The 11,792-nt window shown below is 70.4% G+C and carries 15 protein-coding genes; 8 read left to right on the top strand and 7 right to left on the bottom strand.

Annotation, left to right across the window (positions count from 1 at the left end; genetic code table 11):
• Positions 1-10 precede the first annotated feature (10 nt).
• On the bottom strand, positions 11-1,042 hold the full coding sequence (locus RY94_RS05430) for a sigma-70 family RNA polymerase sigma factor (protein ID WP_052273986.1): 1,032 nt from the start codon (positions 1,040-1,042) through the stop codon (positions 11-13).
• A 128-nt stretch (positions 1,043-1,170) separates the two neighbouring features.
• Between RY94_RS05430 and RY94_RS05425 the strand changes: the two genes are divergently transcribed.
• Genes RY94_RS05425 through RY94_RS05410 form a run of 4 tightly spaced genes read left to right on the top strand, consistent with a single transcriptional unit; the run spans position 1,171 to position 3,344 of the window.
• Entirely contained in the window at positions 1,171-1,722 is a 552-nt protein-coding gene (locus RY94_RS05425) for a dihydrofolate reductase family protein (protein WP_043442506.1), read from the top strand.
• A 12-nt stretch (positions 1,723-1,734) separates the two neighbouring features.
• Complete coding sequence (locus RY94_RS05420; RefSeq protein WP_043442504.1) at positions 1,735-2,037, top strand: DUF4287 domain-containing protein; 303 nt, start codon at positions 1,735-1,737, stop codon at positions 2,035-2,037.
• A 30-nt stretch (positions 2,038-2,067) separates the two neighbouring features.
• The gene (locus RY94_RS05415; RefSeq protein WP_043442501.1) at positions 2,068-2,946 is read left to right on the top strand and encodes a DUF4031 domain-containing protein; all 879 of its coding nucleotides are present in this window, start codon (positions 2,068-2,070) and stop codon (positions 2,944-2,946) included.
• A 50-nt stretch (positions 2,947-2,996) separates the two neighbouring features.
• Positions 2,997-3,344 (top strand): iron chaperone, encoded by a 348-nt coding sequence (locus tag RY94_RS05410; RefSeq protein WP_043443713.1) that lies wholly within the window; start codon positions 2,997-2,999, stop codon positions 3,342-3,344.
• 426 nt (positions 3,345-3,770) lie between these two features.
• Here the strand turns inward: RY94_RS05410 and RY94_RS05400 are convergent, their stop codons facing one another.
• On the bottom strand, positions 3,771-4,697 hold the full coding sequence (locus tag RY94_RS05400; RefSeq protein ID WP_082046077.1) for a putative protein N(5)-glutamine methyltransferase: 927 nt from the start codon (positions 4,695-4,697) through the stop codon (positions 3,771-3,773).
• A 401-nt stretch (positions 4,698-5,098) separates the two neighbouring features.
• On the opposite strand from RY94_RS05400, the gene RY94_RS05395 reads away from it, so the two are divergent.
• Positions 5,099-5,833: a GAF and ANTAR domain-containing protein gene (locus RY94_RS05395; RefSeq protein WP_231554428.1), complete on the top strand. Its 735-nt coding sequence runs from the start codon at positions 5,099-5,101 to the stop codon at positions 5,831-5,833.
• Here the strand turns inward: RY94_RS05395 and RY94_RS18085 are convergent.
• A complete protein-coding gene (locus RY94_RS18085; RefSeq protein ID WP_052273985.1) occupies positions 5,803-6,090 on the bottom strand; it encodes a hypothetical protein in 288 nt (95 codons plus the stop codon). The two genes, RY94_RS05395 and RY94_RS18085, sit on opposite strands and share 31 nt — an antisense overlap.
• On the opposite strand from RY94_RS18085, the gene RY94_RS18080 reads away from it, so the two are divergent.
• Positions 5,989-6,396 (top strand): GAF domain-containing protein, encoded by a 408-nt coding sequence (locus RY94_RS18080; RefSeq protein ID WP_231554457.1) that lies wholly within the window; start codon positions 5,989-5,991, stop codon positions 6,394-6,396. The two genes, RY94_RS18085 and RY94_RS18080, sit on opposite strands and share 102 nt — an antisense overlap.
• A 23-nt stretch (positions 6,397-6,419) precedes the next feature.
• Here the strand turns inward: RY94_RS18080 and RY94_RS05385 are convergent, their stop codons facing one another.
• Both RY94_RS05385 and RY94_RS05380 read right to left on the bottom strand, forming a co-directional pair.
• Positions 6,420-7,520 (bottom strand): S1C family serine protease, encoded by a 1,101-nt coding sequence (locus RY94_RS05385; protein WP_043442492.1) that lies wholly within the window; start codon positions 7,518-7,520, stop codon positions 6,420-6,422.
• Between the two features lie 134 nt (positions 7,521-7,654).
• A complete protein-coding gene (locus RY94_RS05380) occupies positions 7,655-8,011 on the bottom strand; it encodes a hypothetical protein (RefSeq protein WP_043442489.1) in 357 nt (118 codons plus the stop codon).
• Between the two features lie 80 nt (positions 8,012-8,091).
• Here RY94_RS05380 and RY94_RS05375 point away from each other — a divergent pair, with 80 nt between their 5' ends.
• The gene (locus tag RY94_RS05375) at positions 8,092-9,453 is read left to right on the top strand and encodes an MATE family efflux transporter (RefSeq protein WP_231554427.1); all 1,362 of its coding nucleotides are present in this window, start codon (positions 8,092-8,094) and stop codon (positions 9,451-9,453) included.
• Between the two features lie 41 nt (positions 9,454-9,494).
• Here the strand turns inward: RY94_RS05375 and RY94_RS17170 are convergent, their stop codons facing one another.
• Together RY94_RS17170 and RY94_RS05370 are read right to left on the bottom strand one after the other, a co-directional pair.
• Complete coding sequence (locus RY94_RS17170; RefSeq protein WP_082046075.1) at positions 9,495-9,677, bottom strand: DivIVA domain-containing protein; 183 nt, start codon at positions 9,675-9,677, stop codon at positions 9,495-9,497.
• A 143-nt stretch (positions 9,678-9,820) separates the two neighbouring features.
• Entirely contained in the window at positions 9,821-10,426 is a 606-nt protein-coding gene (locus RY94_RS05370; protein WP_043442486.1) for a hypothetical protein, read from the bottom strand.
• Between the two features lie 446 nt (positions 10,427-10,872).
• Here RY94_RS05370 and RY94_RS16695 point away from each other — a divergent pair, with 446 nt between their 5' ends.
• Complete coding sequence (locus tag RY94_RS16695) at positions 10,873-11,742, top strand: GAF domain-containing protein (protein ID WP_197060599.1); 870 nt, start codon at positions 10,873-10,875, stop codon at positions 11,740-11,742.
• Positions 11,743-11,792 lie beyond the last annotated feature (50 nt).

Below are 11,792 nucleotides of genomic sequence, written 5' to 3'. Positions count from 1 at the left end.
GCCTCCCGCGTCACCCGGTGCCGGGCTGGTCCTCCGCGGCCGGCCGCTCGTCGATGACCGCCGGCAGGCCGAAGGCCTCGAACATCTCCGGGTAGAGGAAGTTGTGGTGGCCGACGATGCGCCCGCCGTCGGTCTCGATGACCTGGATGGCCCAGGGCTTCCACAGACCGGGCTCCACGACGTGGTAGTTGGCGAACCCGCCGGCACCGTTGACGCCGATGGGGATGAGGCGACCGCCCTCGCAGACGCTGCCCTCGCCGACGAACCAGGCACGGACGTCCGCCGGCCCGGAGAGCCACAGGTCGAACGGCGGCATGGAGAGGACCACGTCGTCCCGCAGCAGTGAGACGAGCAGGTCCATGTCGTAGGCCTCGAAGGCCTTCAGGTAACGCGCGAGCAGGAGCTTGTGGGACGGGTTCTCCAGCGGCATGTGCGGGGCGGGCGCATGGTCCGCCAGCGTCCTGCGCGCACGCTGCAGGGCGCTGTTGACGGACGCGGGGGTGACCTCGAGCAGCTCGGCGACCTCGGCCGCCGACCACCGCAGCACCTCGCACAGGATCAGGGCGCTGCGCTGGAGGGGTGGAAGGTGCTGCAGGGCGGCCACGAAGGCCAGGCGCACGGTGTCGCGGAGCTCGGCGACGACGGCGGGGTCGCCCGAGGTGTCGATCACCCGCTCGTCGGGGATCGGCTGCACGAATACACCCTCGGTGAGCGGAGCACCCAGGACGGCGTCGGCGGTGCGCGTGGACGGCCCGAGGTCCATGGGGCGGGCACGGCGCTGTGGGCTGCGGAGCATGTCGACGCAGACGTTGTGGGCGATCCGGAAGAGCCAGGTGCGCAGGGCGGACCGGCCGGCGAACGAATCCTTCCTGGACCAGGCCTTGAGCATCGTCTCCTGGACCGCGTCCTCGGCCTCCGATGCCGCCCCGAGCATGCGGTAGCAGTACCCGGTCAGCTCGCGGCGTGACGCTTCCAGGAGCTGTTCGAACGAGGCTGTTGCGGGTGCTGCGTCCTGCACCGCAGACGAGGCGGGCCGCTGCATGCCCCGAGCCTAGCCATGGTGATCCACGAGCGGGAGAGCGCGGCCCGGATTTCTTCCCGGGACCGATGAGTCCAGGCCCGCCCCACCGTCTATCGTGTGGACACCTCACCACGGACCAGGAGCACTTCATGCGCAGACTCACAGCAGGCCTCTTCTCCTCCGTCGACGGCGTCGTCGAATCCCCCCACCTGTGGCAGTTCGACAGCTTCGACCCGGAACTCGGCGCGGGCATGGGCGCGATGATCGGCAAGGTGGACACCGTACTGCTCGGCCGGCAGGGGTACCAGGAGTGGGCCGACCACTGGCCACGGGCCGAGGCGACCGACCCGTTCGGCAGTTTCATCAACCCGGTGCAGAAGTTCGTGGCGTCGCGCACCCTCAGCGGCGAGCTCGGCTGGACGAACGCCTCGCTCATGACCGCGCCCCTGGAGGAGTTCGTGACCGCCCTGAAGGAGACCGACGGCGGGGACATCGCCGTCTGCGCCAGTATCTCCCTGGTCCGGCAGCTCCTGTTCGCCGGGCTGCTGGACTCGCTGATGCTGATGACCCACCCGGTGGTCGCCGGCGCCGGCCGCCGTCTGTTCGACCCAGCGGATCCCGTCACCCGGCTGGAGCTGCAGGACGTGACGGCCACCAGCAAGGGCAACGTCCTGGCCTCGTACGGCCTCCGCGCCCTCTAGGAAGGACCACCCATGTCATTCCAGGCATATCTGGACGCCATCGAGGCGAAGACCGGACTGACGCCGAGGCAACTCGTCGATCAGGCGAAAGAGCGCGGTCTCGACGCGCCCGATACGAAGGCCGGGCAGATCGTCTCCTGGCTCAAGGAGGACTACGACCTCGGCCGCGGGCACGCCATGGCGCTGGTCCACGTCCTGAAGAAGGGGCCGACCGTCAGCGACAGGCACGTGGCGACCGGTGGAGTCCACAGCGACCCATCCACCGAGCTGTGGCTGGACGGCAAGGCGACGAAACCGGAGGCGGCGTCTCCCTGACCGCGCCCGGACGCACCTAGACTGCTGGTCATGGCCGTCCTGATCGATCCACCGAGCTGGCCCGCGCACGGAACCGTGTTCTCCCACCTGGTCTCGACGTCGTCGCTCGAGGAGCTCCATGCGTTCGCAGCGACTGCAGGCATCCCGCGCCGGGCCTTCGACGAGGACCACTACGACGTCCCGGAACGGCGGTACCGCGACCTCGTGGCCCAGGGTGCGCAGGAGGTCGCCGGGGCGGACCTGGTGCGCGCCCTGATCGCCAGCGGCCTCAGGGTCCCGGCCCGACGGCGGGCTCCGAAGCTGCGCGCCGTGCTGATGACCCGCTGGGAGGCACTGATGCCGGAGGTCCCGGCGCTCGGCGGGGAACTGCTCGACCGCTGGGCGGAAGGGCACCGCGAGTACCACACACCCGCCCACCTGCTGGCGGTCCTCGAGGCGCTGGACCTCCTGCTGGAGCCGGCCGATGAGCCCCTGCGTGCCGCCGTGCTCCTGGCGGCCTGGTTCCACGACGCCGTGTACCAGGGGACCGCCGGGGAGGACGAGCGCGCGTCCGCATCCGTCGCCGCGCAGCGCCTCCAGGGCATCGTGCCCGACGCCGTCGTCCGGGACGTCGAACGCCTGGTCCTCCTGACGGCGACGCACGACCCGGCGCCGGACGACCGCGCGGGCCACCTCCTGTGCGATGCGGACCTCGCGGTGCTCGCCGGCGCTCCGGAGGCCTACGCGCGCTATGTCGCGGCGATCCGCGCCGAGTACGGGCATATTCCACAGCAGGCATTCACCGACGGTCGGCGTGCCGTCCTGCAGCGACTCCTCACACTCGAACCGCTCTATCGCACCGCGACCGCGCAGGCGGACTGGACGGGGCGGGCGCACATGAACCTGGCGCGGGAGCTCGAGTCGCTGTGACCCCGGTGCCGGACCCTGTCCGGGCTCCGGCGATGCCCTACGATCGCGGCATGGGATCCGTGGATGACGCGCTCGCCGCGCTGGAGGGACCTGACCAGGAGTGCCTGCGCGCCGTGGTGGCGACGGCCCGTGACGCCCGGCCGGACGCCGTCGACGGCGTGAGCTACGGTCTGCCGGCCCTCGTCCTCGCCGGGAAGCCCCTGCTTGCCGTGGCCGCCACCGCCCGGCATCTGTCGCTGTATCCGTTCTCCTCGAGGGTGATCGGGGCCGTGACGCCGCGGCTCGACGGCTACTCCCGGTCGAAGGGAACCATCCACTTCACCGCCGACCATCCGCTGTCGGAGGACCTGGTCCGGGAGATCGTCCGCCTGCGGAGCCGTGAGATCGAGGGCTGGTAACAGGGCTGCGATCCGTGGCGCAACCCCGCCCCGACGGGACGAAACTGCTTTCCCGGCTTCCCGGGTGATGCCACGATGGACGGATCGAGGATGGCCGGCGTCCCACGTCGACCGGCGTCCTGCCCCCGTCCGGGCCACCCGAAGGAATCTGTCCATGCAAGCTCTGCACACCCATACCGCGATGAGACACGCGGATCTCCCCCTGCCCCTCGTCTGGGACCACCTCCAGAACCTGGGCTGCCCCACCGGCCATCTGGAGGTCGACGCCTACCTCCACGGGCTGATGGCCCTGCCGCTCGGCGACCGCAACGCCGTGGCCCAGGCCGTGAACGAGCTGCTCGACGACCGGGAGGTCACGGGCCACCGAGCCTGCTGCCGCGCACCCTACAGCGCCGTCGACGACACGACGGCGCGGGGCGCCTTCGCCTACCGCTCGTGCAGGGTCTCCGGCCGCGGCCGGTGGGGGCGCCTGATCACCACGCCGGGCCGCCCCGCCGCGTCCGCCGGGCGTCGGCCCCAGGGACTGTCGCCGCTGCCGCCGCTGCGCCGGGACCGCTGACGGCCCACCACGACGATCGCGCCGATCTCCTCGAGGTGGCGGGGCCAGGCCTGGAAGCCCTCGTCCTCGAGGAGCCGGAGGCACCCCCGTTCCTGCTCCTCGGCCACCTCGAACAGCAGATGACCGCCGGGCGCCATCCACCCCCGTGCGTCGCGGGCCACCCGTCGCTGGACGTCCAGCCCGTCCGTCCCGCCGTCGAGGCTTGCCCGCGGCTCGTGCAGCCTCGCCTCGCGGGGGAGCGACGGCAGGCGATGGGTGGGAACGTAGGGCGTGTTGCACAGGATCGTGTCGATCCGGCCCCTGAGTGCCGAGGGCAGCGGATCGAAGAGGTCTCCCTCGTAGCATGCGGCCTGCCGACCGGCCAGATTGCGCCGCGCGAGCTCGACGGCGGCGCCCGAGATGTCGGAGGCATGAAGCTGGAGGTCCTCCACGACGGCGGCGAGTGCCGCACCGAGCGCGCCACTTCCACAGCAGAGATCCAGCACGGTGGCGCCGGCCGGCGTCAGTTCTGCCGCGCAGTGCACGAGCAGGGCGGACCGCTGCCGGGGAATGAAGACGCCGGGTTCCACGGCCAGCCTCAGTCCGCAGAAGTCGACCCAGCCCAGGGTGTGTTCGAGGGGATGGCCGGCCACGCGCCTGTCGACCATGACGGCCAGAGCCTCCTCGGATGCCCCGCTGTCCGCCAGCAGTCGTGCCTCCTCCTCGGCGAACACGCATCCTGCCGCCCGGAGTCGCGCCGCGAGCTCCCTCTCGTCCGGACGGAACGGGGTGGGGTGGCCGTTCGGCTGGTGCATGGGACGACCCTTCGGGGAGGTGATCCGAGCACTACGAGGATAATCGTGGTGGTGGGTCCCTGTCGCTGCCGCACCACCCACAGGTGCTTCACCAGGTGCCGGCTGCTTGACCCCTGGTAGCTGCCCCATGTCCGTGCACGCACGTCCATGTATTCAGCGTCAGCCCCGGACACGGTCCGGGCCGTCCACTGCGTACTGCCAGTGTGCGCTGCGCTCCTCGAAGCGGGCGCCGGCCGGGATCACATCCCGCATGCATTGACATTGCCGACGGTTGCGGAAGGCGCCTGGAGTGGCTTTCTGTGGGTACTATGCTCTTGGTCGTTTAGCAGCAGGCGGCCCCTCACCTCCCCCATGCCCGCGTCACGCGCAACCGGCAGGCGGTTGATGCAAAGGGTTGCCTGTTGATCGATCACCAGAGAGACAACCGTCCGGGAGTGCCGGGCCTGCTGCAGGACATGGTCCTCCACAGCGACGACGTCGAGGAGTTCCTGACGAAACTCGTCACCGTCGCCGGGCGCAGCCTCTCGGCCGACGACGAGGTCCTGTGCGGCGTCACGTTGCTGCGGGCGCGGACCAGGACCACGGTCGCGAGCAACGGTCCGCACGCCCAGAAGCTGGACGAGGTCCAGTACGAGTACGACGACGGTCCGTGCCTGCGTGCCGCGCGCGAGGGTGCCGTCCAGTACGTCCGCGATTTCGACGCCGAGGAACGCTTCCCGGAGTACAGCCGGGCGATCGCCGGTCACGGGGTCAGGTCCGCGCTGGGCGTTCCCATCCCGCTCGAGGGTGACGCGACGGCGGCCCTCAATTTCTACTCACCCCTGGTCGATGCCTTCAGCGAGGAAGCCATCGCGGCTGCGCGCCATTTCGCGGAGGAGGTCTCGGCGTCGCTCCGTCTGGCGGTGCGCATCGCGGAACTGACCGAGTCCAGCGCCGACATGCGCGCCGCGATGCAGAGCCGGACCACGATCGACCTCGCCGTCGGCGTGATCATGGGGCAGAACCGGTGCTCCCAGGATGCCGCGATGTCCATCCTCAAGGCCGCGTCCAGCGCCAGGAACATCAAGCTGCGCGACGTCGCCGCGTCCGTCCTGGAGTCCCTGGGTCAGGGGCCGGTGAGGTTGCACTTCCAGTAGGCGGTCCGGCCGACGGCGCGATCCCGGACTCTATCCGGCTCCTGGGCGCAGCCGGTTCCGCCGTCCTCGACGCGGAGGCGGCGGAACGCGGGCGCCTCGCGTCGCTGGAACAGCTGCACCTCCTCGACACGCCTGCCGAGGAGCGGTTCGATGCGATCGTCCGCCGGGCGGCGGAGCGATTCGGCTGTGAGATCGCGACGCCGGCCCTGATCGCCCGGGACCGCCAGTTCATCAAGTCCTCGGTGGGCGAGGCGCATCAGGACCTCGATCGGACGCAGGTGTTCTGCAATGCGACCATCCGCTCGTCCGGCGCGCTCGTCGTGACCGACACCCTGGAGGACGCGCGGTTCCGGAGCCACCCGTTCGTGGTCGGGGCACCGCACATCCGCTTCTATGCCGGCCATCCGCTGCGGGGTCCCGGAGGCCGGCTGATCGGGACGATCTGCGTCATGTCCCTCTCGCCCCGCCCCTTCACCCCTTCGGACCACCGGGACCTCGACGACCTCGCGCAGGAGATGCAGCACGAGGTCCATCCGGGCTGGAAGGCCTGGCGGCTCCACTGACCCGGGCGCAGCGGACGCGCCACTCAGCGGTCCGCCGGACGATCCGCGAGCGTCACGTCCACCGTCTGCGTCGTCGCGTCCCGTCGGAGCTGCACGGGGACCGTGTCACCCGGATCGTGCTGGCGCAGTGCTGCCAGGAGGTCCTCCGGTGCGGAGATCTCCTCGTCCCCGATCCTGGTGATGATGTCGCCCGGGCGGATGCCGGCGTCGTCGGCCGGCCCGCCGGGCGGGACGGACAGGACCACCACTCCCGTGGTGTCCTCGAGGTTCAGCTGTTCGGCGATCCTCGGCGTGAGCGGGCCCGGAGCCAGTCCCATGAACGCGTGGTCCGCCGTGCCGTCCGCCCGGAGTTCCTCCGCCACCTCCGAGGCGATGGAGGCGGGGATCGCGAAACCGAGGGCGACGGCGCCCTGAGAGGGCGGGATGTACGCCTCGCTGATGCCCATGATCTCGCCCTGCCCGTTCACGACGGCGCCGCCGGAGTTGCCGGGGCTGATGGCCGCATCCGTCTGGATGAGGTCCACCAGCGACTGGCTCGTGGCCGCCGAGCCGGGGATCTCCCGGTGCAGTCCCGAGACGATGCCCGCCGTCGCGGTGTTCTCGAAACCGAGCGGGGAACCGATGACGACGGCGAGCTCACCGATGCGCGGCAGGTCGGCCTGGAACGTCGCGGCCGGGAGGTCGGTCCGGTCTGCCTGCACGAGGGCGAGGTCGGACACGGCGTCCGCGGCCTCGACCGTCCCGGACACCCGCTGACCGTCGGCGAAGGCCACCTCGACGTCCCCGTTGCCACGGACCACGTGCTCGTTGGTGAGGATGAGCCCGTCCTCCGTGTAGATCACCCCGCTGCCGAGTCCCTCCTCGGTGAAGATGGTGACCACCGAGGGCTGCACGGCCTCGACGATGTCGGGGATACCCATGTCCTCCTCGGCCCTCGAGTCGGCTGCACCCGTGCCGGTGTCCGTGCCGGTGTCCGTGCCGGAGGAGGGAGGGCCGGTGCCGCCCTGCATCTGCGACGGCGCGGCGGCGTCGTCCCCGCCCGTGTCCGTGCAGCCGGTCACGCCCAGCAGGAGGGCGCACATCAGGGCGATGAGGGGGGTGCGCATCCCGGCGGTCCGAGTCATGAGTGGGTCCTCCCCGCAGTGTGCGACCCCCCGACAGGCTCCCGCCCGGTCGCCGTGTGCAACGTTAGGAAGCGCTGCAGCCCGTGACAAGGGCCGAAAGGGCCCGGCCGCGGCGCAGCAGCAGGGCGCCCGCGTCAGAAGCGCCCGTCGGTGTCCTGGTCACGCCGGCGGAGCGAATTCTCACGCCAGTCCTGGCGGTCGGAGGGATCCGGGCCGTAGCCGGGGCGCAGCAGCGGCTCGTCGGGGTCGTCCTCGGGGTGCGGTGTTCGGGGTGCGCCCGTGCGGTGGGTGAGCCAGTACCCCCAGCCGATGCAGGCCGCGGCGGTGAGGATGATCAGCAACCCGATGGCCAGGAGGAGCGGCGCCTCCGCCGGCGCCGGGGTGCCCGTCGACTCGGCCCGGGCGAAGTCCGAGACCGCCTGCGGGACGAAGAGGGTGCTGACGAACAGCAGGGCGAGGCCTGCCAGATACTGCTTGACGCCGAGTTTCATGACTTCCCTGGATGTCCTTGCGGTCGGTTCGGGGCTCATCCCAGCTTAGGCCCTGGCGTCGGCACCCCTACGCTGGACTGGTGCGTCGATCCCTGCCCAGCAACCGCCGGCTCAGCCGCAGTATCCTCCGGCTCGCCGTCCCGGCCCTGGGCGCCCTCATCGCCGAGCCGCTCTTCCTGCTCGCCGACTCGGCGATCGTGGGACACCTCGGCGTCGAGGAGCTCGCCGGCGTGGGGCTCGCCTCCACGGTGCTGCAGACCGCCGTCGGGCTCATGGTCTTCCTCGCCTACTCCACCACGCCCGCCGTCGCCCGCCTGCTCGGTGCCGGACGCCTCCCCGAGGCGCTCGCGGCCGGGCGCGACGGCGTGGGCCTCGCCGTGGTGCTCGGGGTCCTCCTGTCCGTCCTGGGGTGGGCCACCGCTCCGCAGCTGGCGTCGCTCATGGGCGCCGAGGGGGCGGTGCACTCCTTCGCCGTCGACTACCTCCGCTGGTCGATGCCGGGCCTGACCGCCATGCTGGTGGTGCTCGCGGCGACCGGGGTGCTGCGCGGGCTGCAGGACACGCGCACGCCGCTGATCGTCGCGGGTGCCGGGTTCGGTGTCAACATCCTGCTCAACTACCTGCTCGTCTACGGTGCCGGGATGTCCGTGGCCGGGTCCGCGCTCGGGACGAGCCTCGCCCAGTGCGGCATGGCGGCCGTCTACCTCGTGATGATCGTCCGCGCGTCCAGGGGACAGCGGGTGCCCCTGGTGCCGTCCCTGCGCGGCATCCGGCGCACGGCCGGCGTCGGGTCCTGGCTCATGCTGCGTACGCTGTCGCTGCGCGTGGCGATCCTCGCGACCGTGTTCGTCGCGACCGCGCAGGGGCCCCTCAGCCTCGCCTCACACCAGCTCGTCATGACGGTCTTCACGTTCCTCGCCTTCGCCCTCGATGCCCTGGCCATCGCCGCCCAGGCCCTGATCGGCAAGGAACTCGGCTCCGGGAACCGGCCGCTCGCGGCGGCGCTCACGCGGCGCATGATCATCTGGGGAGTGGCGTTCGGGGTTGTCACCGGCTGTCTGCTGGCCGCCGTGGCGCCCTTCGTCGGGTGGATCTTCACCCCGGATCCGTCGGTCCAGGCGGCGTTCGCGGCCGGCCTGTGGGTGCTGGCCGCGTTCCAGCCCGTCTGCGGGCTCGTCTTCGTGCTCGACGGCGTCCTGATCGGGGCGGGCGACGCGCGCTACCTTGCGGTCGCCGGCGTCGTGAACCTGGTGGTGTACCTGCCGCTGCTGGGCCTGGTCGGGATGGCGGACCTGACCGGCGGAGAGGGCATCGTCTGGCTGTGGCTGGCGTTCGGCGGCGGCTACATGGTGGCGCGCGCGGCGACCCTGGCGTGGCGTGTCCGGGATGATCGCTGGATGGTGACCGGGGCGACGCGCAGCGCGGTGGTGCGGGAGGCGTAGCGGCCCGCCGGGCTCGTCCGGAGCCGCGGCGGGCCCGAGGGCTAGCCGCGGTGGTCGGACGGGACCGGCTTCCCCTCCTGGAGGGCCCTGATGATGCCGTTCAGTCGCTGGATCTCCACGGCGACCTCGTCGAGGAATTCATCGACGTCGTCCTGTGAATAGCCTTCCCTGAACTGGGTGGGCCTGAATCGGGCCTTCATTACGTCTTCACTCGTGAGTGCCATGTCATTCCGATCTCCTGGAAGGGCGTGCGACGAGCATGCCGGCTTTGTTCCAGCGCCTTCCGGCCACGAGAACTTCCGCAACCGAAGGAGTCGCGAGGACCAGGGAATGCACGTTCGGCATCGGCGCGACGCCGCACTTCGATTCAGGATGCCGGGCTTTCCAGGAGCTGGGTTGCCAGGTCGGCCAATTCGTCCTGCAGCACGCCGTCGGGTTCGACCGTCCCCACGGATTGCACGGACGCGATCAGATCATTGCTCCGGGCGTTCACGGAGAGCGTGTACTGGAACTGGCCGGCCCCGAGTTGTTGAGTGATCAGGACGGCGTAGGACGCATCAGCGATGGGATCCTGGGGTATTTCCTCGACGGTGGTGAGGGTTGCGCCGGAGACCGTGAAGGACGCGCAGCGCTGCAACTGCGCTCTGGTGCCTTCGAAATCTCCTGCCGGGCCGGTCACGCGGGAGCCGTCGAGGAGGCCGGCCGAGAGGACAGAGCCCTGTTCGTCGGCGACCCCGGCCCCGATGACACCCTCGCCGGCGAACTGGTTGACGGACCCGGCGTTCCGCGCGGCGACGGCGCTGCATTCGGCCGGCTGTACGGACACGCCCTCGAGGACCGCCGACGCCGCTTCGAAACCCTCGCGGGTCACGTCCGGGGAAACGATCTGCAGACCGTTCCCCCGCAGGTCCGTCAGAGCAGCCACGTCGGCTTCGGCTGCCGATGCCTTCCCGGTCCGCGTCCCACGGGACATGGCGGATTCTCCTTCCGAGGGAATGCTCGGGCCGCCGGGACCGGGGTTTTCGGGGTTGTCCGAGGTATTCGTGCAGCCCACCAGGAATGTCGGAATCAGGACGATACACAGCACGGCCCGTGGCGCTCTCATAACGGAATCCCCTTTGTGTCCGCGGAGCACTCCACGGTGGAATCCGATCCTCATCCAGCCCCGCACTCCACGCCGCGTCGCACGGCACGTCCATGGTCGTCCGTCGACGGGGGTGAGCGATCCATGTGTGCGGGGCAGGTGCACGAGGTCGAAGGTGACGAGCAGCGTCTAGCCCCCACGTGTGCACGTTTGTCCATCCCGGATCGGAGAATGAGCATGAGCCGTGAGCATTGGTTGCACGAGGTAACGTGATTGGTGGACCGGCATCTGTCGGCCGACTCGGGCATTACATGGGGATCTCGGAAAGCGGCGACATGATCAGCCAGGACGTGCAGCAGTGGATGGCTGTTCAGGCGCTTCGGACCACGGACTTCGATGCGTCGTCCGTGGGAGCCACCTATACGGGTCTCGGTGGCGCGTGCGATGTCCGCGACGTCGTCTCCTATCTCGAGGGCAGCGGGACCTTGCCCGCCCCGGATCGGGATCTGGTTGCGCATGCGCTGAACGCGATGATCGACGACCACGGGCTCCCGGTGGACGGCGCCCATTACAGCACCGACGAGGTCGCCGACGGGTCCGGCTTCGGGGACAACCTCCGTGCGCTCGTCCTGGACCCCGACGGGCATAGATTCGACCGGCCCGCGGCAACGGCGCCGTACGGGGTCGCTGGTGACGGTCAGGAGATCGACGGCACCGCAGAGCAGGATGAGGACGCCGAGTACAGGCGGTGCCACGCCCTCTACGGGACGGGGCTGCTGGACACAGGAGCGGAGGACCGCTTCGACCGCTACACGAGGCGGGCCCGGCAGCATTTCGGGGTGAGCTCTTCGTCGATCGCCCTGATCACCGAGGACCGGCAGGTCATCAAGTCCGTCGCCGGCCCCATCGGGCAGGATCTCCCCCGCGAGGTGGCCCTCTGTGCGCGCACCATCGAGGCCTCCCGGGCGCTGGTCATCACGGATGCCTGGGCCGATCCCGAATACCGTGACCACCCGCTCGTCGTCGACGGCCCCCGCATCCGCTTCTATGCCGGCTACCCGATCACGACCGCCGACGGATGGCGGATCGGAACGCTGTGCCTCATCGACGACCGCCCGCGGTCCTTCAGCGACGACGACGCGCTGGCCCTCCAACGCATGGCGCTGGATCTTCAGATCGAGATCTGGGTGGGCGACCCCGACTAGGAACAGGGGCGTTACCGCAACCGGCCGTACAGCGGCACGCTGCGGCTCAC

This window comes from Arthrobacter sp. L77 (genome assembly GCF_000816565.1).
GTDB classification, from domain to species: Bacteria; Actinomycetota; Actinomycetes; order Actinomycetales; family Micrococcaceae; genus Arthrobacter_D; species Arthrobacter_D antioxidans.
The sequence above is the reverse complement of the archived record's forward strand: the minus strand, read 5'-3'. Positions and strand labels throughout refer to the sequence as shown.

What these genes read in the sequence shown, in the direction of transcription:
- RY94_RS05430 (WP_052273986.1), bottom strand. Translation starts at nt 1,042, where the DNA reads ATGCAGCGGCCCGCCTCGTCTGCGGTGCAGGACGCAGCACCCGCAACA.
- RY94_RS05425 (WP_043442506.1), top strand. Translation starts at nt 1,171, where the DNA reads ATGCGCAGACTCACAGCAGGCCTCTTCTCCTCCGTCGACGGCGTCGTC.
- RY94_RS05420 (WP_043442504.1), top strand. Translation starts at nt 1,735, where the DNA reads ATGTCATTCCAGGCATATCTGGACGCCATCGAGGCGAAGACCGGACTG.
- RY94_RS05415 (WP_043442501.1), top strand. Translation starts at nt 2,068, where the DNA reads ATGGCCGTCCTGATCGATCCACCGAGCTGGCCCGCGCACGGAACCGTG.
- RY94_RS05410 (WP_043443713.1), top strand. Translation starts at nt 2,997, where the DNA reads ATGGGATCCGTGGATGACGCGCTCGCCGCGCTGGAGGGACCTGACCAG.
- RY94_RS05400 (WP_082046077.1), bottom strand. Translation starts at nt 4,697, where the DNA reads ATGCACCAGCCGAACGGCCACCCCACCCCGTTCCGTCCGGACGAGAGG.
- RY94_RS18085 (WP_052273985.1), bottom strand. Translation starts at nt 6,090, where the DNA reads ATGCGCCTCGCCCACCGAGGACTTGATGAACTGGCGGTCCCGGGCGAT.
- RY94_RS05385 (WP_043442492.1), bottom strand. Translation starts at nt 7,520, where the DNA reads ATGACTCGGACCGCCGGGATGCGCACCCCCCTCATCGCCCTGATGTGC.
- RY94_RS05380 (WP_043442489.1), bottom strand. Translation starts at nt 8,011, where the DNA reads ATGAAACTCGGCGTCAAGCAGTATCTGGCAGGCCTCGCCCTGCTGTTC.
- RY94_RS17170 (WP_082046075.1), bottom strand. Translation starts at nt 9,677, where the DNA reads ATGGCACTCACGAGTGAAGACGTAATGAAGGCCCGATTCAGGCCCACC.
- RY94_RS05370 (WP_043442486.1), bottom strand. Translation starts at nt 10,426, where the DNA reads ATGTCCCGTGGGACGCGGACCGGGAAGGCATCGGCAGCCGAAGCCGAC.
- RY94_RS16695 (WP_197060599.1), top strand. Translation starts at nt 10,873, where the DNA reads ATGATCAGCCAGGACGTGCAGCAGTGGATGGCTGTTCAGGCGCTTCGG.